20 protein-coding genes are annotated in these 19,730 nt (G+C 64.1%); 9 read left to right on the forward strand and 11 right to left on the reverse strand.

Translation table 11 applies throughout. From position 1 onward, the window contains the following. Nucleotides 1–318 precede the first annotated feature (318 nt). The gene (locus tag AWB76_RS30270) at nucleotides 319–1,716 is read right to left on the reverse strand and encodes an MFS transporter (RefSeq protein ID WP_061163788.1); all 1,398 of its coding nucleotides are present in this window, start codon (nucleotides 1,714–1,716) and stop codon (nucleotides 319–321) included. 122 nt (nucleotides 1,717–1,838) lie between these two features. Here AWB76_RS30270 and AWB76_RS30275 point away from each other — a divergent pair, with 122 nt between their 5' ends. The 4 genes from AWB76_RS30275 to AWB76_RS39550 all read left to right on the forward strand — a co-directional run bounded on the left by AWB76_RS30275 (nucleotide 1,839) and on the right by AWB76_RS39550 (nucleotide 5,116). Then, nucleotides 1,839–2,051: a DUF3820 family protein gene (locus AWB76_RS30275; protein WP_061163789.1), complete on the forward strand. Its 213-nt coding sequence runs from the start codon at nucleotides 1,839–1,841 to the stop codon at nucleotides 2,049–2,051. Nucleotides 2,052–2,747: 696 nt separating this feature from the next. Beyond that, the gene (locus AWB76_RS30285) at nucleotides 2,748–3,989 is read left to right on the forward strand and encodes a ribonucleotide-diphosphate reductase subunit beta (protein WP_061163791.1); all 1,242 of its coding nucleotides are present in this window, start codon (nucleotides 2,748–2,750) and stop codon (nucleotides 3,987–3,989) included. A 103-nt stretch (nucleotides 3,990–4,092) separates the two neighbouring features. After that, complete coding sequence (locus AWB76_RS42355) at nucleotides 4,093–4,425, forward strand: hypothetical protein (RefSeq protein ID WP_074171441.1); 333 nt, start codon at nucleotides 4,093–4,095, stop codon at nucleotides 4,423–4,425. A 31-nt stretch (nucleotides 4,426–4,456) separates the two neighbouring features. Further along, complete coding sequence (locus AWB76_RS39550) at nucleotides 4,457–5,116, forward strand: histone H1-like DNA-binding protein (RefSeq protein ID WP_074171442.1); 660 nt, start codon at nucleotides 4,457–4,459, stop codon at nucleotides 5,114–5,116. Nucleotides 5,117–5,350: 234 nt separating this feature from the next. Here AWB76_RS39550 and AWB76_RS30295 read toward each other — a convergent pair whose 3' ends face one another. The 10 genes from AWB76_RS30295 to AWB76_RS30340 all read right to left on the reverse strand — a co-directional run bounded on the left by AWB76_RS30295 (nucleotide 5,351) and on the right by AWB76_RS30340 (nucleotide 13,578). Beyond that, nucleotides 5,351–5,830 carry an outer membrane lipoprotein gene (locus AWB76_RS30295; RefSeq protein WP_035507755.1) on the reverse strand — a complete coding sequence of 160 codons (480 nt, stop codon included), beginning with the start codon at nucleotides 5,828–5,830 and terminating at the stop codon, nucleotides 5,351–5,353. A 16-nt stretch (nucleotides 5,831–5,846) separates the two neighbouring features. After that, nucleotides 5,847–6,785, reverse strand: coding sequence for a carbohydrate kinase family protein (locus AWB76_RS30300; RefSeq protein ID WP_061163792.1), 939 nt, complete (start codon nucleotides 6,783–6,785; stop codon nucleotides 5,847–5,849). A gap of 119 nt (nucleotides 6,786–6,904) precedes the next feature. Beyond that, nucleotides 6,905–7,405, reverse strand: coding sequence for a thiol peroxidase (gene tpx / locus AWB76_RS30305; protein ID WP_061163793.1), 501 nt, complete (start codon nucleotides 7,403–7,405; stop codon nucleotides 6,905–6,907). A gap of 116 nt (nucleotides 7,406–7,521) precedes the next feature. Beyond that, the gene (locus tag AWB76_RS30310; protein ID WP_061163794.1) at nucleotides 7,522–8,847 is read right to left on the reverse strand and encodes a zinc-ribbon and DUF3426 domain-containing protein; all 1,326 of its coding nucleotides are present in this window, start codon (nucleotides 8,845–8,847) and stop codon (nucleotides 7,522–7,524) included. Nucleotides 8,848–8,897: 50 nt separating this feature from the next. Further along, a complete protein-coding gene (gene prmA / locus AWB76_RS30315; protein ID WP_061163795.1) occupies nucleotides 8,898–9,800 on the reverse strand; it encodes a 50S ribosomal protein L11 methyltransferase in 903 nt (300 codons plus the stop codon). Nucleotides 9,801–9,825: 25 nt separating this feature from the next. Continuing rightward, nucleotides 9,826–11,193: an acetyl-CoA carboxylase biotin carboxylase subunit gene (accC, locus tag AWB76_RS30320; protein WP_061163796.1), complete on the reverse strand. Its 1,368-nt coding sequence runs from the start codon at nucleotides 11,191–11,193 to the stop codon at nucleotides 9,826–9,828. 153 nt (nucleotides 11,194–11,346) lie between these two features. After that, nucleotides 11,347–11,820: an acetyl-CoA carboxylase biotin carboxyl carrier protein gene (accB, locus tag AWB76_RS30325; RefSeq protein WP_061163797.1), complete on the reverse strand. Its 474-nt coding sequence runs from the start codon at nucleotides 11,818–11,820 to the stop codon at nucleotides 11,347–11,349. Nucleotides 11,821–11,894: 74 nt separating this feature from the next. Next, entirely contained in the window at nucleotides 11,895–12,167 is a 273-nt protein-coding gene (locus AWB76_RS30330; RefSeq protein WP_061163798.1) for a hypothetical protein, read from the reverse strand. A gap of 205 nt (nucleotides 12,168–12,372) precedes the next feature. After that, entirely contained in the window at nucleotides 12,373–12,912 is a 540-nt protein-coding gene (locus tag AWB76_RS30335; RefSeq protein ID WP_061163799.1) for a TlpA family protein disulfide reductase, read from the reverse strand. Between the two features lie 18 nt (nucleotides 12,913–12,930). Then, complete coding sequence (locus AWB76_RS30340) at nucleotides 12,931–13,578, reverse strand: hypothetical protein (RefSeq protein WP_061163800.1); 648 nt, start codon at nucleotides 13,576–13,578, stop codon at nucleotides 12,931–12,933. Between the two features lie 201 nt (nucleotides 13,579–13,779). On the opposite strand from AWB76_RS30340, the gene mpl reads away from it, so the two are divergent. From mpl to mtgA, 5 genes are all read left to right on the forward strand, one after another. After that, nucleotides 13,780–15,174, forward strand: coding sequence for a UDP-N-acetylmuramate:L-alanyl-gamma-D-glutamyl-meso-diaminopimelate ligase (mpl, locus tag AWB76_RS30345; protein ID WP_061163801.1), 1,395 nt, complete (start codon nucleotides 13,780–13,782; stop codon nucleotides 15,172–15,174). After that, nucleotides 15,171–15,770, forward strand: coding sequence for a YqiA/YcfP family alpha/beta fold hydrolase (locus tag AWB76_RS30350; protein WP_061163802.1), 600 nt, complete (start codon nucleotides 15,171–15,173; stop codon nucleotides 15,768–15,770). Before mpl ends, AWB76_RS30350 begins: the two co-directional genes overlap by 4 nt. Before the next feature lie 62 nt (nucleotides 15,771–15,832). Continuing rightward, nucleotides 15,833–17,893, forward strand: a complete 2,061-nt coding sequence (locus AWB76_RS30355; RefSeq protein ID WP_061163803.1) for a ribonuclease catalytic domain-containing protein — start codon at nucleotides 15,833–15,835, stop codon at nucleotides 17,891–17,893. Then, a complete protein-coding gene (gene aroE, locus AWB76_RS30360) occupies nucleotides 17,890–18,738 on the forward strand; it encodes a shikimate dehydrogenase (protein ID WP_061163804.1) in 849 nt (282 codons plus the stop codon). The genes AWB76_RS30355 and aroE overlap by 4 nt, the downstream gene beginning before the upstream one ends. After that, nucleotides 18,738–19,496, forward strand: a complete 759-nt coding sequence (gene mtgA / locus AWB76_RS30365; protein WP_061163805.1) for a monofunctional biosynthetic peptidoglycan transglycosylase — start codon at nucleotides 18,738–18,740, stop codon at nucleotides 19,494–19,496. The genes aroE and mtgA overlap by 1 nt, the downstream gene beginning before the upstream one ends. The last annotated feature ends 234 nt before the right edge of the window (nucleotides 19,497–19,730 follow it).

Genomic DNA, 19,730 nt, shown 5'->3' on the forward strand with positions numbered 1-19,730 from the left:
GCCCACGCAGTCCCGATGGAGCGGTCGGCCGCGAAGCGGGCCGGAGCTATTTGGTGCTGAACCAGTGTGTTGTGCGGTGCGATGTGTCAGACCGTGCGCGAGCCAAGCCCGAAGGGGTGTTTGAGGGCACTCTTTAGGCGAGTGCCGCCTGGGACGAGAGAACTACCCAAATTGCGTGTGACCGCGGGCGTATCGAGCTGCTTTCTTTGGTTACTTTCTTTGCAGCAGCAAAGAAAGTGACTGCCGCCCCGCACAGGGGCAGTGCTAATAGACCAACACGAAAACGGGATCCGGCGAACGAGTCAAGAAAGCGCGGTCTCACCCCCGCGTCCCGCGCGAAATCTCAGTCCCAGCATCATGAGCAAGCCGCGCAGTAATCGGCATGGAGAAGAACGAAAACAGCCCCACGACGAAGAACGCGGGCCAGAAATCGGACCATTGCACGCTCGCATGACCGTTCAGATATTGCGAGAGCTCGAGCGTAATCCCCGCGACGGTGACGCCAAGCCCCAGCGACACCTGCTGCACGAAGCTCGCAAGACTGGTCGCACGGCCCACATCGCGCGTTTCGATCTCCGCATACGCAAGCGAGTTGAGGCTCGTGAACTGCAACGCAGGGAAGAATCCGCCGAGCAGCACGACCGCCCAGATCACCCACGTCGGCGTGCCGGGAAAGAACGTGCCGCACGCGGCGATCGCGATACCCGACAGCGCCGCGTTGTAAAAGAGCGTCTGACGGAAGCCGAAACGATGCAGCACGCGCGATGCAAGCGAGCGCATGAACATGCCGCCGAACGCGGATGCGCACGTGATCGCGCCGGACTTGAACGCCGTCATGCCGAGCCCCTCCTGCAGCGCGAGCGGCAGAAGGAAGGGCACGGCGCCGAGCCCGATGCGGAACATCGAGCCGCCGAGCACGCTCGCCTGAAACGTCGGCACGCGAAAGAAGCGCAGGTCGAGCAGCGGCTTCTCCGCGCGGCGAGCGTGGACGCAGTACAGCACGACGAGCAGCGCGCCGGCGGCGCACATCGCATACGCGGTGCCTTGCGGAATCAGTTCGCCGCCGACGAGCGATAGCCCGAGCAAGAGCAGCACGCCCGCGCTCGCGGAAAGAAAGAAGCCGAACCAGTCGAGACGGCCCGGATGTTCCTCGCGCGAATTGGCGATGTAGCGGTTGGTCAGATAGATGCCCGCGATGCCGATCGGAATGTTGATGAAGAAGATCAGACGCCAGTGCAGATAGGTCGTGATGAAGCCGCCGAGCAACGGCCCGACCGCGGGTCCGAGCATTGCGGGCACCGAAAGATAGTTCATCGCGCGAATGAAATCCGAGCGGCGCACCGATCGAAAGATGATGATTCGTCCGACCGGCACCATCATCGCGCCGCCGACGCCCTGGATGAAGCGCGCGACCGTGAACGGACCGAGCGATGTGGACGCCGCGCAGAGCAGCGAGCCCACGACGAACACGCCGATGGCCGTGCGAAACACGGCGCGTGCGCCGAAGCGGTCGGCGACCCATCCGCAGATAGGAATGAAGACGCCGAGCCCGAGCACGTAGCTCGTGACCGCGACCTTCAGCGTGACGGGATCGCGTCCGAAGGCGCGGGCCATTTCGGGAATCGCGGTGACAATGACATTGGCGTCGACGCTTTCCATGAACATCGCGCACGCGACGATGAGAGGGGCAATGAAAGCTTTGACGGCCAGCGGCATGTTGATTCGCTATCGACTCTTGGCGGCAAGAGCGGCGATTATGGCACCGATATGCAGCAATCGCTGAAGGATCGAAGCGCGCTGCGTGGTGCGATGAACATTGAACGAGGAGCAAGGAACAGATGGACCCGCAGGATCTGCAACGTCTCGTCACGCAGACGATGCCCTATGGCAAGTACAAGGACAGGCTCATCGCGGATCTGCCTGGTCACTATCTCGCGTGGTTCGCGCGTGAGGGTTTTCCAGAGGGCAAGCTCGGCCGCCTGCTCGCGTTGATGCACGAGATCGATCACAACAATCTGCGCTCGCTGCTCGATCCGTTGCGCGGCCGATGAGCCCTTGCGCAGCGCGTTTTCGCGTGAGACGGATCGTCGCGTAAACACGCTATAGGTTGTATCGACGAGATTTGCAAGCACAAGATATTGTGGAAATACGAGACGTCAAATGCTAAACTTCGGCAACGAATTCGACGCGCGCTGAAGGCTTCGAAGTCTCGCTGAAGTGTCAGCGTCAGTGCGTATCGAGCTGATGCGAAGTGTGTTCGATCACATACGTCGAAGGTCATCGAAGATGAACGAGTGACCGCAGCAAGTGGATCGATTCTCGACACATGTCTTGCATCGCATCGCACATCGACGAGACACACTGATCGATGATCGCAGCGCGTCGCGCTTCGATGCCTTCGCGCTTCACGTCGCAGCATCGGGCCGATGTTCGCAACGAAGCGCGTCATGCTTCGCGTCACGCACGCAGCGTCGTCCGCAAAGCCTTGTGCGGCAAGGCTTCCAGAGCAGCGATGAAGTCACGCGCAAGCACGCTGCGAGGTCATGGAAGTCACTCGATCAGGACCGCTTCACACACGATTCAACAGATGTCGCATCGAGCTTCACACACACGGCTTCGAGCCAAGTGTTGTATGCAGGTAGCAACGTCGAATCTAAATCGCATGAAAACGAGAATTTTCATGAGCAAACTCTTTTATCGCTCATGAAAAGATGGTACAAACCGATCTAAATTGATGGTGAGAATTTATGCTCAACTGGGATGACGAGACCACTGCCGTAGCTCCCTCGAGCGCTTCGCAACAGAACACGTTGCGCAACGCTCAAGGCACGACTTTCGGTACGCAAGCAGCGCAAGCTGCTGCTCATCAAGCTGCCCATCAGACTGCGCAGGCGAACAACATCTTCTCCGATGGCTTCGTTCCGCCCGCAGCCGCAACGCCCTCCGCCGGCGCGATCGCCGCGCAAAGCGAAGCGCGCGTCAATGTCGCCGACAAGCGCATCATCAACGGCCAGACCGACGTCAACCAGCTCGTTCCGTTCAAGTACAAGTGGGCGTGGGAAAAGTACCTCGCCGGCTGCGCGAACCACTGGATGCCGCAGGAAGTGAACATGTCGCGCGACATCGCCCTGTGGAAAGACCCGAACGGTCTCTCGGACGACGAGCGGCGCATCGTCAAACGCAATCTCGGCTTCTTCGTCACGGCGGACTCGCTCGCCGCGAACAACATCGTGCTCGGCACGTACCGTCACATCACCGCTCCGGAGTGCCGCCAGTTCCTGCTGCGCCAGGCGTTCGAAGAGGCGATCCACACGCACGCGTACCAGTACATCGTCGAATCGCTGGGCCTCGACGAGAGCGAGATCTTCAATGCGTATCACGAGGTCAAGTCGATCCGTGACAAGGACGAGTTCCTGATCCCGTTCATCAATACGCTGACGGACCCCGCGTTCACCACCGGCACGCTGGAAGCGGACCAGAAATTGCTGAAGTCGCTGATCGTGTTCGCCTGCATCATGGAAGGGCTGTTCTTCTATGTCGGCTTCACGCAGATCCTGGCGCTGGGCCGCCAGAACAAGATGACGGGCGCGGCGGAGCAGTACCAGTACATCCTCCGCGATGAATCGATGCACTGCAATTTCGGCATCGACCTCATCAACCAGATCAAGCTGGAAGAGCCGCAACTGTGGACAGCCGAATTCAAGGCAGAGATCCGCGAGCTCTTCAAACAGGCTGTCGATCTTGAATATCGTTACGCTGAAGACACCATGCCGCGCGGGGTTCTCGGCCTGAACGCGTCGATGTTCAAGAGCTACTTGCGGTTCATCTGCAATCGGCGTTGCCAGCAGATCGGACTGGACCCGCTCTTCCCGAACGAGGAAAACCCGTTCCCGTGGATGAGCGAAATGATCGACTTGAAGAAGGAACGCAACTTCTTCGAGACACGCGTGATTGAGTATCAAACCGGCGGCGCGCTGACCTGGGAATAATAAAAATCCAGGACGTGTTGCAGACGAAATCGATGGGACGGACGGGCAGCAGCGTGTCGCTCACGCGCGCCCGGCCGACAAGGTTTAGGAGAACGGTCGCCTGATGCAAAGTGCGCCTATTGGCTTGACGCGCCGAATTTCGGCCCGAACAGAAGACAGGCGTTTTGCAATCCCCGCATGGGGATGGGCAAACTTCCCCCCGGAAAATGCCAGCGGCAAGCTCGCTGGCTCGATCAAGCGATGGCCGGCGCCGCTCAAGGGCGGTGCTGACTCAATTTGGCGCGCGGTGCCTCGGGGCACGGCGCGCCTTGCCGTATTCATTAGCGTAAGCAGGTGGGATCAGCGTACGCCGATGAATAATCCGCTTCGTAGCGTGCGTTATAGAGAAGGCGACACGTGGGAAGCGGGTTTTGACGAAGGGTGTTGTTTGAACTGACTCTCATCTGAAAACCTGAAGGAGAAAAATCATGGCAGTTGCCAAGAAAAAACCCGCGGCGAAGAAGGCTGCAGCAAAGAAAGTCACCGCCAAGAAGGCTGCACCGGCCAAGAAGGTCGCCGCCAAGAAGGTCGCTGTGAAGAAGGTCGCGGCGAAGAAAGTAGCGGCGAAGAAGGTCGCAGCGAAGAAGGTTGCGGCAAAGAAAGTGGCAACCAAGAAAGTCGCTGCAAAGAAAGTAGCGGCGAAGAAGGTTGCAGCGAAGAAGGTCGCAGCCAAGAAGGCGCCTGCGAAGAAGGCCGCAGCGAAGAAAGTCGCGACCAAGAAAGTAGCGGCGAAGAAGGTTGCAGCGAAGAAGGTCGCAGCCAAGAAGGCGCCTGCGAAGAAGGCCGCGGCGAAGAAGGCGCCCGCGAAGAAGGCCGCAGCGAAGAAGGCCGCTGCGAAAAAGGCTCCCGCGAAAAAGGCTGCTGCGAAGACCGCAGCCGCTGCGCCTGCGCCTGCTCCTGCTGCGAAAAAAGCCCCCGCGAAAAAGGCTCCGGCCAAGAAGGCCGCTGCTGCGAAGAAGACTACGGCTGCCGCTCCTGCAACGACGGCAACGACCGTATCGGCGCCTGCTCCGGCTCCGGCCGCTGCGGTCAAGACGGCGTTGAACCCGGCAGCGGCATGGCCGTTCCCGACGGGCAGCCGTCCGTAAGCGCTCGCAGTAGGCAGCACCCAGGCACAGTGCGCTGTGCCCTTAGTCCGGGTAAGCCTACCCGGCCTGAACCCGTCGCCAGGGCAACCCGGCGGCGGGTTTTTCGTTTCGGCGAACGAATTGCATCGCGGACTCGCCGCCCGCTCGCGATGCGCAAAGAAAAAGCGCATGCATCTTTCGACACATGCGCTTTCTCGCGACGATGCGGCGCTATTCGTCCGCTGAATGCGCCGGTCAGTGAGTGACGCGCGTGACGCCGCCGCTCGACAACAGCCGCACTCGCTCGCCCGCCTGGAACACTTCGCCGTTAGCGGTCTGCGTGATCGCTCGCATGTCGCCGTTATCGAGGCGCACGGTGATCTCCAGGCCGTTCTTCATCGCAACGCTGTTCTCGACCGCGTTACCGGCGACGGCGCCCGCCAGCCCGCCGATGATGCCCGCGATGATCGAGCCGTTGCCGCCGCCGATCGCGCTTGCCGCCGCGACGCCGCCGAGCGCGCCGCCGCCGATTGTGCCGAGGCCCGTAGGCTGGCCGTTGTTCGAACTGATCTTCACGCCGCGCACGCTTTCGACGGTCGCCATGCGCACCGTTTCCTCACGCTGCGCCTGCGACGCCGTGTAGACGTCCGAAGAACTGCTGTTGTAGGCGCAGCCCGTCAGCGCCACCGAGCCGACGAGCGCCATGGCCAGCGCGATACGACTTACCGTTTTCATCCCTTCACTCCATCAATCAGAACAGGCTGCTTCCGAAAGCCTGCTTGAAACGCTCTTCGATTTCGACGCGCGTCGGCGCGTAGGTTTGCGGTCCCTGATGTTCGATTTTCAGCGAACCCATCAGACTTGCGAGACGCCCCGTTTTCTCCCAGCCAAGCTTGTTCTCGATGCCGTACAGGAGGCCGCCGCGGAATGCGTCGCCGCAGCCGGTCGGATCGACCACCTGGCGCGCCGCCACGACGGGAATTTCAGATACGCCGTCTTCATGATAGATCTGCGCGCCGTGCTCGCCACGCGTCACCACGAGCGCATCGACGCGGCGCTTGATGTCTTCCATCGACCAGCCGGTCTTATTGCTCAACAACTTGGCTTCGTAATCGTTGACCGCCACGTAGGTGGCGAGTTCAATCATGCGACAAAGTTCCACACTTTCGAGAATCGGCAATCCCTGGCCCGGATCGAACACGAACGGCACGCCCGCGCGCGCCAGTCCCTCGGCGTGCTCGCGCATGCCTTGCGCGCCGTCGGGCGCGACGATGCCGAGCGAGATGCCCTGCGCTTCGTCGGCGCGGTTCAGGTGCGACTCCATCATCGCGCCGGGGTGGAATGCGGTGATCTGGTTGTTCGCGAGATCGGTGGTGATAAAGCATTGCGCCGAGTGCTGGTCGGCCAGCACGCGCACGTATTCCTTCGACAAGCCGAGCGCGTCGAGCCGGTCGATGTAAAGCTGCGAATCCGCCGCGCCGAGCGTCGCCATGATCTTCGGATCGCCGCCGAGCAGCTTGAGCGCATAGGCGATGTTGCCCGCGCAGCCGCCGAAGTTGCGCCGCATCGTCGGCACCAGGAAGCTGATGTTCAGCATGTGCACCTGGTCCGGCAGGATGTGGTCGCCGAAGCGGCCCTGGAAGGTCATGATGTTGTCGTAGGCGAGCGAGCCGCAGATGAGCGTAGCCAAGGCGAACGTCCTTTATAGATAGGGGCCGAGGAGAAAAATGCGCATACGGCGCACGGCGAGCGCATCACCGCGCCTCGTATGCGCGGACCGCTCTCGGTGAAAGCGGTCCGCCGAGGTGGTTACTTCAACGCGGCGAGCGCTGCGTCGTAGTTCGGTTCGTTCTTGATTTCAGGCACGAGCTCCGAGTGCAGCACCTTGTTGTTTTCGTCCAGCACGACGACCGCACGCGCCGTCAGGCCTTTGAGCGGGCCGCTCGTCACGTCGACGCCGTAGGCCTGCGCGAACTCGTGGCCGCGGAACGTCGATGCCGTCACGACATTGGCGATGCCTTCGGTCGTGCAGAAGCGCTTGGCCGCGAACGGCAAATCGCCCGAAACGACGACCACGACCGTGTTGTCGAGGCCGGCGGCCGCTTCGTTGAACTTGCGCGTCGAGGTGGCGCAGGTCGGCGTGTCGAGACTCGGCACGATGTTCAGCACCTTGCGCTTGCCCGCGAAGCTCGCGAGCTTGACGTCGCCGAGATCCGCGCCGACGAGCGTGAATTCGGGCGCCTGCTGGCCCGAGCCCGGGAACGTGCCGCTGACGTCGATAGGGTTGCCGCCGAGGGTAACTTGACTCATGTTGCGCTCCAGAGAATTGTCAGATGCTGACGGGAAATTGCGCGTGCGTGAGCCGCGAGGGCCGTGACGCGCGTCGTGTGGAAGGGGGCAGGCGGCGTTTGCGCGCCTGCCCGCCATCACGGATAAAAGACCTGAACGCGGTAATTCGCGGCCACGGCGTCGCCGGTGTCCAGCCGGACGACGACCGGTTGCGCGCTTTGCGGCGCGAGGCCGATGGCGAATATCGTACCCGGTCGCGCGTAATCCTGCGGCCAGAGCACGCGCCGGATCGCGACGTTGTTCTTGTCGTCGAGCAGCGTGAGTTCGAGCGCCGGATACGCCAGCGCGACATCCAGCCGGTTGCGCAGCGACAACTTCAGTTCGAGCTTGTGCGGGCCGTCGACCTGACGCAAGCCCGAACTCTCGATCTGCAATCCGTCGATGTCGCGCGGCGGCGAAATGGTGCAGCCGATCTGATCGCACACGTCGGAGTAAAGCGCGTGCGAGCCGGGCACGTAGACCATCACGGTTTCGCGCTGCCACCACGCGAGCTGCACGAGCAGCAACAACGCCAGCAGCAGGGCGACGATCACGCCGATGACGCGCCGTGCCTTTCCGGTACCGGCGCGGCCCCGTGCAGGCGCGCGCGGCTCGCGCATCTCCCGCGATTCGCGCACGACCGGAAACGCTTCGTTCGCGCTCGACCGGCGGGCAGGCGGCGGCGCTTTCTTGCCGACGAAGCCGGGTTCGGCGTCGTCGCGCCATGCGGGTGCGGCGGGCTCCGGCGCAACGTGCGCGGGCGGCGCGTCCGGCTGAGGCGCCGGTCCGATGAACGGCTCGGCGCGATCGTCGACGGGATCGGCGAACGGCGGGACGGGCGGCTCGCCGAGCGGCGTATCGGTATCGGCTTGCGCGGAATTGGCGGCGTCGGGATGAGGCGTGCCGACCCGAATGTACTGCTTCAGGCGTCCCGCTTCGGATGGCAGCGCCGAAGGCTCATTCGCGGCGTCGGACTGGCCCGGCTCGGGGCGCGGCGGTGTGGTCGGTGTCTGGCTCGACGCGCTCGTGAAGGCGGGCGCGTTCGCATACACGGTGCGTTCGCTGTCGGCTTCGGCGTGTCGGGCGGGGCCGGGCGTGCCGAGCTCGAGGTTGCGCGGCGCGAACGGACGCGGCTTGAGCGGCGCATCGGGCGGCGCGGTGACGTGCGTGATGGCATCGGCGGCGGGGCCGGCGCCTGCGCCCGAACTCGTCGCGGGACCGACGGCGACATCATCGTCGATGATCGCGGCATGCTGAGCCACGCCCGCGGCGGCCGGCTCATCGGGAAGCTCGAAGCGATGATGCGCGGCGTCGAAAACTTCCTGGCAATGCCCGCACCGCACACGGCCGTCATGCGGCGCGAGCAGATGCAGGTCCAGCTTGAACACGGTTTCGCAGTGGGGGCAGCGGGTTGCCAGCGCCATATAAGAAGTGCCGTTGGCCTGACGGCCTATTCGTGGAAGATGGCGCTATTCTAAAGGCTTTCGCGCCGCGTTCCCGCGAGGCATACCCAGCCTTCGTGCTCGCGCCAGACGCTGATGTCGATCCACTTGGCATAGACCGCCGCGACCTCGTCGGCCTGGCGCGCGAGCACGCCTGACAGCGCGATCCGGCCGCCCGGCTTCACCTTCGCGGAGAGCATCGAGGCCATCAGCTTGAGCGGATTCGAGAGGATGTTCGCGACGACGATATCGAACTCGCCGGCGGGGCAGGCATCGGGCAGGCCGTAGGTCACGTCCGCGCGATTGCGCTCGCTGTTCTGACGCGCCGACTCGACCGCTTGCGGGTCGATGTCGATGCCGACCACGGGGTCCGCGCCGCACTTCTTCGCAAGAATCGCGAGGATGCCGGAGCCGCAACCGTAATCGAGCAGCGATTGCCCCGGCTTCACCGACTGCTCCAGCCATTCCAAGCAAAGCCGCGTGGTCGGATGGCTGCCGGTGCCGAACGCGAGGCCCGGATCGAGTTCGAGCACGAGCGCGTCCGGATCGGGCGCGTCGTGCCACGAAGGCACGACCCAGATGCGCTCGCCGATGGCGATCGGATCGAACTGCGCCTGCGTGAGACGCACCCAGTCCTGCTCCTCGACTTCGCGCACGCTGAACGGCGGCGTCGCCGCGAGGCCGATTTCGTTCGCGGCGGCGGCGAGCAGCACGTCGGGATCGGCGTCCTCGGCGAGCAGCGCGACGACGCGCGAGCGATTCCACGCGCTCTTTTCGGGCACGAGACCCGGCTCGCCGAAGAGCGGCTGTTCGTCGGGCGTGTCGGCGTCGGCATCTTCGACGGACACCGACAGCGCCCCGACGTCGAGCAGCGCATCCGACAGCGCTTCCGCGTGCTCGCGATCCAGCTCGGCGATCAATTCCCGGTAACTCATGCTATCTCTCTGACTAAGGCGTGCTTCAGGACTCTTCCGCCACCGCGGCCTGGCGCGCGGCGAGCTTGTTCTCGAGATAGTGGATGCTCGTGCCGCCTTCGACGAACTTCGCGTCGATCATCAACTCGCGATGCAGCGGGATGTTCGTCGAGATGCCCTCCACGACCATCTCCGACAGCGCGATGCGCATGCGGTTGATCGCCTGCTCGCGCGTCGCGCCGTAAGCGATCAGCTTGCCGATCATCGAGTCGTAATTCGGCGGAACGAAGTAGTTGGCGTACGCGTGCGAATCGACGCGGATGCCCGGGCCGCCCGCCGTATGCCACGACGTGATGCGTCCCGGCGACGGCGTGAACTTGAACGGATCTTCCGCGTTGATGCGGCACTCGATCGCGTGACCGCGGAACTGGATGTCCTTCTGGCGGATCGAGAGCTTTTCGCCCGCGGCGATGCGGATCTGCTCCTGCACGATATCGACGCCCGTGATCAGCTCCGTCACCGGATGCTCGACCTGCACGCGCGTGTTCATCTCGATGAAGTAGAACTCGTTGTTCTCGTACAGGAACTCGAACGTGCCCGCGCCGAGATAGCCCATCTTCTTGCACGCGTCGGCGCAGCGATCGCCGATGCGCTCGATCAGCCGTCGCGCGATGCCCGGCGCCGGCGCTTCCTCGACCACTTTCTGGTGGCGGCGCTGCATCGAGCAGTCACGCTCGCCGAGCCAGATCGCGTTGCGGAACGAATCCGACAGCACCTGAATCTCGATGTGGCGCGGATTCTCGAGGAACTTCTCCATGTACACCTGCGGGTTGCCGAAGGCGCGGCCCGCTTCTTCACGCGTCATGTTGACCGCGTTGACGAGCGCCGCTTCCGTGTGCACCACGCGCATGCCGCGACCGCCGCCGCCGCCCGCCGCCTTGATGATGACGGGATAGCCGACGGCGCGCGCAATCTTCACGATCTCGCGCGGATCGTCGGGCAACGCGCCTTCCGAACCCGGCACGCACGGCACGCCGGTCTTGATCATCGTCTGCTTGGCGGTGACCTTGTCGCCCATCAGGCGGATGGTCTCGGGGCGCGGTCCGATGAACGTGAAGCCCGATTGCTCGACGCGCTCGGCGAAGTCGGCGTTCTCGGAGAGGAAACCGTAGCCGGGATGGATAGCTTCGGCGTCGGTGACTTCGGCCGCGCTGATGAGCGCCGGCATGTTCAGGTAGGAGAGATTCGAAGGCGCCGGTCCGATGCAGACGGCTTCGTCGGCCAGCTTGACGTACTTCGCTTCCTTGTCGGCTTCCGAGTAGACGACGACTGTCTTGACGCCCAGTTCGCGGCAGGCGCGCTGGATGCGAAGCGCGATTTCGCCGCGGTTCGCAATGAGAATTTTTTCAAACATAGTGGGTCGGCTCATCAACGGGCTCGCGCGAGCGGCCCTCGGGGATCCAATCGGCGGCGCGCTTCTCGACGGATCGATGCCGCACGAAGCGCGCCGGCGCGTGAAGCCGGGCGGCGGGCGCGATGCGCATCCGCGGCACGGCCCGATGCGCCTTTAGTCGCCGATCACGAAGAGCGGCTGGCCATACTCCACCGCCTGGCCGTTGTCGACGAGGATTTCCTTCACGACGCCGGCCTTGTCCGATTCGATCTCGTTCAAAAGCTTCATCGCTTCGATGATGCAAAGGGTCTGGCCTTCCTTCACCGTGTCGCCGACCTGGACGAACGGGTCCGCGCCCGGCGACGGCGCGCGATAGAACGAGCCGACCATCGGCGAAGTCACGACGTGACCTTGCGGCGCGACTGCGGCAGGCGTCGCGGCGGCCGGCGCGCCGGCTTCGCCCGCACCGCCGAAATGCGGCGCGGCGGGCGCCTGGACTTGCGGCGCGTACTGTTGCGGCGCCTGCATGTACACCGGCGCGGCGTTCTTGACGATGCGAACCTTGCCTTCGCCTTCCGTCACTTCCAGCTCCGAGATGCCGGATTCCGAGACGAGGTCGATCAGCGTTTTCAGTTTACGAAGGTCCATCGAAAAATCCCCTTTCAATACTTGGAGACCGGGACTTCCCGGCACTTGACTTGATTTGTGGATGTTCTGACTGCTCAGACGCGAGCCGGCGCGGCCAGCCGGCCGGCTCGCGCACGCACGCCGTGCCCGCCGGCGCTCGTAAGAGCGCTGACGGAGACAACGGCGGCAGAAGAATCGGTCGGCACGCCGCGGGCGTTCTTGTCGAACGCATCGGCGTGGTCGCTTTGAAGCGCGCGCCCGAACGGCATGCGTATGACGGCTGCGGGTGCTCCGCTGCGGCCGGCATCCGTGTCGTGGATGTCGGACTCGACGGCGAGGGGGCCACGTGGCACCGGCAGAGTTGTCATAGTCGCTTCGGGTTGTGCGGAATTCGGCGCACTTTAGCGCCGTTTAGAGAATTTTGTCTAGTTTTACCGTGCAAGCCCTCTCGAAACAGTGGGACAAATTACCGCTCACCGCGACCCGGCATGTGGAATTTCCTGCAAGATCGGCGTATTTCCCCGTAACTCGCAGCTTACTCGACGCAAGCTCCTGCCTACGCGCCGCGAATTTTTACAGGCTGTCGAGCGTATGCTTCAGCTCGGCCGGATCGACTTCGCCGAGTTTTGTTGAGCGAATCTGGCCTTTTGCGTCGATTACAACGGTGAAAGGAAGGCCGCCCGCATTATTGCCGAAGCTACGCGCAAGATCCGCGCCGCCGAAGCCGGTGACATAGACGGGATACGCGACCGGCACCTTCTTTAGGAAATCGTTGACGTTTTTCTCGCTATCGACGCCCAGCCCGATGAACGTGACGCCTTTTTTCGCATAGTCGCGCTGCAGCGCCGACAGCGCCGGCATTTCCTTCACGCAGGGGCCGCACCACGACGCCCAGAAGTTGACGACGACCGGCTTGCCCTTGTACGCCGAGAGCGGCTGCGAGGTGCCCGAGGCGCCCGGCGGCGTTGCCTTCCACAACTGATCGACGGCGTTGCCGCTCGTCTGCGTCGCCGCTACGGTTTCGCCGCCGGTGAACAGATGGCCCGCGTAGAACCCGCCGACGGTCGCGGCGACCGCGACCACGAGGGCCGCCAGGATGCGTGTGCTTTTCATGAGCTTCCAGAAGAAAGATCAGCCGCCGATTTCCAGCGGCGGGACATCGGGATGGCCGAGCAGCGCGCGCACGGCCGCCGCATTGGCGCGCGCGAGGCGTCCGCGGCCGTCCGCGCGCACGGCGCCGCGCAGATCGTCGGGTCCGTAGAGCGCGATATGCACGCCGATCGGCTCTTCGTTGCGCACGCGATGCAGAAAACTCAGCGTCTCGACGTAGCCGCGCCCGGCGAAATGCCGCGTCTCCGACACGTCGTACTGCACGTTCCCGTTCAGCAGATAAATCGCGACTTCCTTCGGATTGTCGCAGAAGCATTGCAGATGGATATCGGAGTGCTCGCCCGCGGTGCCGTTGAGCACCGCGCCTGTCAGATATGGATCGAAGGACTTCAGGCGCTCCATCCAGTCGAGCGCGACTTCGCGCATGCGCCGCAGCACGGCCGGCTGGCTGTCGCTCTGGAAAATCGCCTGATATTCGCGGATTTCCTCTTCGATCTGGTCGTTATCCGGCAAGAACTCGCCGCCGATCTTCGCTTCGCCGACGACCTGCCGTGCCGCCTTGCGCTTCGCGGTGGCGTAGTCGAGGCCGTCCTCGGCGATCATCTTCGCGGCGGCGATCGCGATTTCCTCGCGCACGCGCTGCGGATCGAAATGTGATTTGCGAACCATGCCGGAATGATACTAGATAAGCTTGGACGGTCCTTTTGCGGACCCGCGCGGCCAGGCTCGCGGCGGCGAAAGGGCGCTTGACTTGCTCAGTTACAATATGCGCCTTCAGGCGCCTTTCTGCACGGGTTCGCCCCAAGGCCGACACGTACGGCGCCGTTCCTGTTTTTGCGTCTCTATCGCCCGCGCGGCGCGACACGGTTTATGCACATCCACATCCTCGGCATCTGCGGCACGTTCATGGGCGGACTCGCCGTTCTGGCGCGCGAGGCGGGCCACAAGGTCACCGGCTGCGACGCCGGCGTCTATCCGCCGATGAGCACGCAGCTCGAAGCCCAAGGCATCGAGCTGATCGAAGGCTACGGCGTCGAACAGCTTGCGCTCGAACCCGATCTTTTCGTCATCGGCAACGTGGTGACGCGCGGCAATCCGCTGATGGAAGCCATCCTCGATCGCGGCCTGCCATACACGTCCGGCCCGCAGTGGCTTGGCGAGCATGTGCTGAACGGCAAATGGGTGCTCGCGGTCGCCGGCACGCACGGCAAGACCACGACGAGCTCGATGCTCGCCTGGCTGCTCGAAGACGCGGGCATGAACCCGGGCTTTCTGATCGGCGGTGTGCCGCTCAACTTCGGCATCTCGGCGCGGCTGACGGATTCGAGCTTCTTCGTCATCGAAGCCGACGAGTACGACACCGCGTTCTTCGACAAGCGTTCGAAGTTCGTCCACTATCGCCCGCGCACGGCGGTGCTCAACAATCTCGAATTCGATCACGCGGATATCTTCCCCGATCTCGCCGCGATCGAAACGCAATTTCATCATCTCGTGCGCACGGTGCCGGGCATCGGCCGCATCGTCACGAACGGGCGCGAAGCGGCGCTGGAGCGCGTGCTCACGCGCGGCTGCTGGTCGGGCGTGGAGCGCTTCGGCGTCGACGGCGGCTGGCAGGCGCTGCCCGCCGAGCAGGGCGCGACCGTCGACGAGCGGTTCGCCGTCTATTGGGAAGGCGAGCGTCAGGGCGTCGTCGACTGGCAGGTGCAGGGCGAGCACAATCGCATGAACGCGCTCGCGGCGATCGCGGCGGCGCGCTCGGTCGGCGTGCCGGCTTCGCAGTCGGTCAAATCGCTGGCGAGCTTTCGGAACGTGAAGCGGCGCATGGAAGTCAAGGGCAGCGTCGATGGCGTCACCGTCTACGACGACTTCGCGCATCACCCGACGGCCATCGACACGACCGTCGCCGGATTGCGCACGCGGATCGGCAATGCGCGGATTCTCGCCGTGCTGGAGCCGCGCTCGAACACGATGAAACTCGGCACGATGAAAGCGCAATTGCCCGCGAGTCTTGCGGGCGCGGATCTGGTGTTCGGCTACGGCGCGCGCGAAGGCCGCGACAAGCTCGGCTGGGATCTCGCCGAAGCGCTCTCGCCGCTCGGCGACAAGGCGCGGGCATTCAACGAAATCGAACCTCTGGTGAAGGCGGTCGCGGCCGCCGCGCGCCCCGGCGACCACGTGCTCGTGATGAGCAACGGCGGCTTCGGCGGCGTCCATCAGAAACTGCTCGACGCGCTGTCGGCGCGTGGCGCAGGAGGACATTCGTGATTCTCTATCTGCACGGCTTTCGCTCGTCGCCCCAGTCGTTCAAGGCGCGCGTGATGCACGCGCGGCTCGCGGAACTCGGGCGGCTCGGCGAATGGCAGTGCCCGTCGCTGCCGGTGTCGCCGTGCGATGCCGTCGCGCTGGCGGAATCGCTCGCGGCGGGCGAGCGCGCGCGCGATGTGACCGTCGTCGGCAGTTCGCTCGGCGGCTACTATGCGACGTATCTCGCGGAGAAACACGGCTGGCGCGCCGTGCTGCTCAATCCGGCGGTCGTGCCGCAGCGCGATCTGAGTCATTTTCTCGGCGAGCAGCCGCTGTGGCACGGCGGCGGCACGATCACCGTGTTGCCGCGCCATCTGGACGAACTGCGCGCGCTCGCGGTCAAATCGATCACGCGGCCCGAGCGCTACTATCTGATCGCGGCGACGGGCGATGAAGTGCTCGATTACCGCACGATGCTCAACCACTATCCCGGCGTGCGCACCACGCTGATCCAGGGCGGCGATCACGCGATCAGCGACTTCCCGGCCTATCTCGCCGATGTCATCGCGTTCTGCGATCAGGCGCCGCCACCCGTGCGCACGCCCGCAGCCGCCTGAGCCCATTCATTCGCCGGCGCGCGGGCAGCGCGGGCCGGTCCACCGTTTTACGAGAGTATTGAGTGAACGTTTTCTTCGAGGAATCGGGTAGTTTCAAGGCCGGATCGGTGTTGTCGAAACAGGGCGACGCGTTCCAGGTCGAGTTGCCGGGCGGCCGGCGCGCGAAAGTGCGCGCGAAAGACGTGCTGATCGAGTTCGAGAAGCCCGCGGCCGGCGATCTGATGCAGGAAGCCGACGCCATCGCGCAGGAGATCGATCTCGACTTCCTGTGGGAATGCGCGCCCGACGAGGAATTCCCGTTCGCCGCGCTCGGCGCGGACTACTTCGGCGACAAATTCGGCCCCGCCGAACGCGCGGCGCTCGTGCTGCGCATGCACGGCTCGCCGGTCTACTTCCGGCGCAAGGGCCGCGGCCAGTATCAGCGCGCGCCGCAGGAGCAGTTGCAGATGGCGCTCGCGTCGCTCGAACGCAAGCGTCAGCAGGCGCTCGTGCAGCAAGGCTGGGAAGAGGAGCTGAAGGCAGGCAAGCTGCCCGACGCGCTCAAGGGCGGTGCAATCGGCCTGCTCACGAAGCCGGACAAGAACACGATCGAATACAAAGCGCTCGAAGCGGCGGCGGCCGCGCGCGGCATCTCGCAGGCGCGGTTGATGCTCGAATGCGGCGGCATCGAGTCGCCGCGACAGTTGCATGAAGCGAAGTTTCTGTCAGAGTTCTTCCCGCACGGCATCGGCTTTCCGTCGGTGCAGCCGGGACCGCTGCCCGAGGATTTGCCGGAAGCCGACGTCGAAGCCTTTTCCATCGACGACGTCACCACGACCGAAATCGACGACGCCTTTTCCGTCGAGCATCTTTCCGATGGCCGCGTGCGCGTGGGCATCCACATCGCGGCGCCGGCGCTCGGCATCACGCGTGGCGACACGATCGACGCGATCGCGCGCGGGCGTCTGTCCACGGTCTACATGCCCGGCGACAAGATCACGATGCTGCCGGACAACGTCGTCGATGTATTCACGCTCGGCGAAGGCGGGCTGCGGCCGGCGCTGTCGCTGTATATCATCGTGAATCGCGAGACGCAGGATATCGTCGCCACCGAAACGCGCGCCGAGCGCGTGTTCGTGAAGAGCAACCTGCGCCACAACCATCTCGACGAGCACGTCACCGAGGAAACGCTCGCCGCCGGCACGGGCGAGTATCCGCACAAGGAAGACATCGCCGTGCTGTGGCCGCTCGCGCAGGCGCTCTTCGAAAAGCGTCAGCAGGCGCGCGCGACGTACGGCCTCAAGCGCGAAGTGCAGCGCAACAACGACTTCAACTTTTATGTCGATGGCGAGCACATCACGATCACGCCGCGCCGTCGCGGTTCGCCGCTCGATCTGATCGTCGCGGAGCTGGCGATTCTCGCGAATTCGTCGTGGGGCGCGTTCCTCAACGATCACGGCGTGCCGGGGATTTATCGCTCGCAGCGCGGTTTCGGCGGACCGGGACCGAAGCGCACGCGCATGCAGACCACGCCCGCGCCGCACGAAGGGCTGGGCGTCGCGCAGTACGCATGGAGCACGTCGCCGCTGCGCCGTTATGTCGACCTCGTCAATCAATGGCAACTGCTCGCGTGCGTGCAGCATGGCGTGACGGCCAAGCTCGCCGCGCCGTTCAAGCCGAAGGACGCCGATCTCTTCGCCGTCGTGCAGGGCTTCGACGACACGTACACCGCGTATGCCGATCACCAGCGCCGCATGGAGTACTTCTGGTGCCTGCGCTGGCTCAAGCAGGAAAACAGGAAGCACGTGCCGGCGTCGGTCATCAAGGACGATCTGGTTCGTCTCGAAGAAATCCCGCTGATCCTGCATGTGCCGGGCCTCGGCGTGCATGCGCGCGGCACCCGCGTGATGCTGGACGTCGTGTCCATCGACGAGCTGACGGTCGAAGCATCGTGCCGTCTGCTGCACGTGATCGATGCGCCGTCCGCGAGCGCGCCCGTCGAGGAAGAAGAGGCGGAAGAAGAAATCATCGAGACGACCGATCTTTCCGCCGAAAGCGAAGCCGAAGCGCAAGCCGAAGCCGATGCGCCCCAGCCGGAGCCAACGGGCGATGCGCAGCAATCCACCGAGTCGACGGGATCATGAGCCAGAAAGATCAGTACGCGGTGATCGGCAATCCGATCGAGCACAGCAAGTCGCCGTGGATCCACGCGAAGTTCGCCGCGCAGACCGGCGAGCCGATCGAATACGGGCGCATTCTCGGGCCGCTCGACGGCTTCACGCGTGAAGTGAAAAACTTCATCGCGTCGGGCGGGCGCGGGATGAACGTCACCGTGCCGTTCAAGCTCGAAGCGCACGCGCTCGCGGATTCGCTGTCGCCGCGCGCGGCGGCGGCGGGCGCGGTCAACACGCTCGCTTTCGGACCGGACGGCGTGCGCGGCGACAACACCGACGGCGTTGGGCTCGTGCGCGACATCGAAGTGAATCTCGGCGTGAGTCTGAAGGGCGCGCGCATTCTGCTGCTCGGCGCGGGCGGCGCGGCGCGCGGTGTCGTGCTGCCGATCTTCGATCGCGCGCCGGCGGCGCTCACCATCGTCAACCGGACGGCGGCGAAGGCGCATCAGCTCGTTGATCAGTTCGCGCAGAACGCGGCGGACAGCGGCGTGCGTTTCTCGGGCGGCGGCGCGGACAGCGCGGAAGCCGGACAGTACGACGTGATCGTCAACGCAACCGCAGGCAGCCTCGACGCCGCCTTGCCCGATTGCGACGACAGCGCGTTCGGCGCGGGCACGCTCGCCTACGACATGATGTACGGCGCGCAGCCGACCGTCTTCATGCAGCATGCGGTCAAGCTCGGCGCGCGCGCATCGGACGGTCTCGGCATGCTGGTCGAGCAGGCCGCCGAATCGTTCTTCATCTGGCGCAACGTGCGCCCGGATGGCGGCGCGGTGCTGCGCGAATTGCGCGCGACGCTCGCAGCCAAAGTGTGATGACCACCGCGCCTGCCGGCAGCCACGGGAACCGCGCGCCGCGCGCGCACAAGGCGGTGCGGCTCGGCCCGGCGCGCTGGATCGCATACGGCGTGTCGGTGATGGGCATCGCGTTCATCGCGACGCAAATCTGGTTCTTCGCGCAGATCGGCATCTGGACCGTCGTAAATCCCGGTCCGACCGCCTTCATGCGCGCCGACGCGTGGACGCTCGCCAAAACGCATCCGGGCGTTGCGTTGCGGCGCACCTGGGTGCCGTACGACCAGATTTCGCGCAATCTGAAGCGCGCGATCATCGCTTCGGAAGACGCGAATTTCGTCAACAACAACGGCTACGAAACCGACGCCATTCTCCAGGCGTGGGAGAAGAACAAGGCGCGCGGGAAGATCGTCGCGGGCGGTTCGACCATTTCGCAGCAACTCGCGCGCAATCTGTTTCTGTCGCGCGAAAAGAGCTACGTGCGCAAGGCGCAGGAGCTCGTCATCACATGGATGCTCGAGTTCTGGTGGACCAAGGAACGCATCTTTGAGATCTATCTGAATTCGGTCGAATGGGGCAACGGCGTGTACGGCGCGGAAGCGGCGGCGCAGTATTACTACAAGACCTCGGCGGCGAAACTGACGGCCTGGCAGAGCGCGCGCCTCGCGGTCATGTTGCCGCGTCCCAAGTATTTCGATGACCATCGCAGCGCGCCGTATCTGTCGCAGCGGGCGGGTGTCATCGCGCGGCGAATGGGAGCGGCCGAGCTGCCGCAATGAAATTTAGTTTCGACCCGCTAAACAACGCAAAGCCCTGATTATTCAGGGCTTTTTTGTTTTATCAAAGCTGACGGTTGCGAGCTTTCCTCCCATTATCTGAGCATGACGATCACATATTGAATAATTTGAGATGGCGGAACTACAATCCGGCCAAAGCCTGAACGGCATAGGCGTGCGACGACCGGAGCGAACTCCGGCGCGCATGACCAGAACAACGGAGACACGTCATGAACT

It is taken from the genome of Caballeronia temeraria, assembly GCF_001544795.2.
GTDB classification, from domain to species: Bacteria; Pseudomonadota; Gammaproteobacteria; order Burkholderiales; family Burkholderiaceae; genus Caballeronia; species Caballeronia temeraria.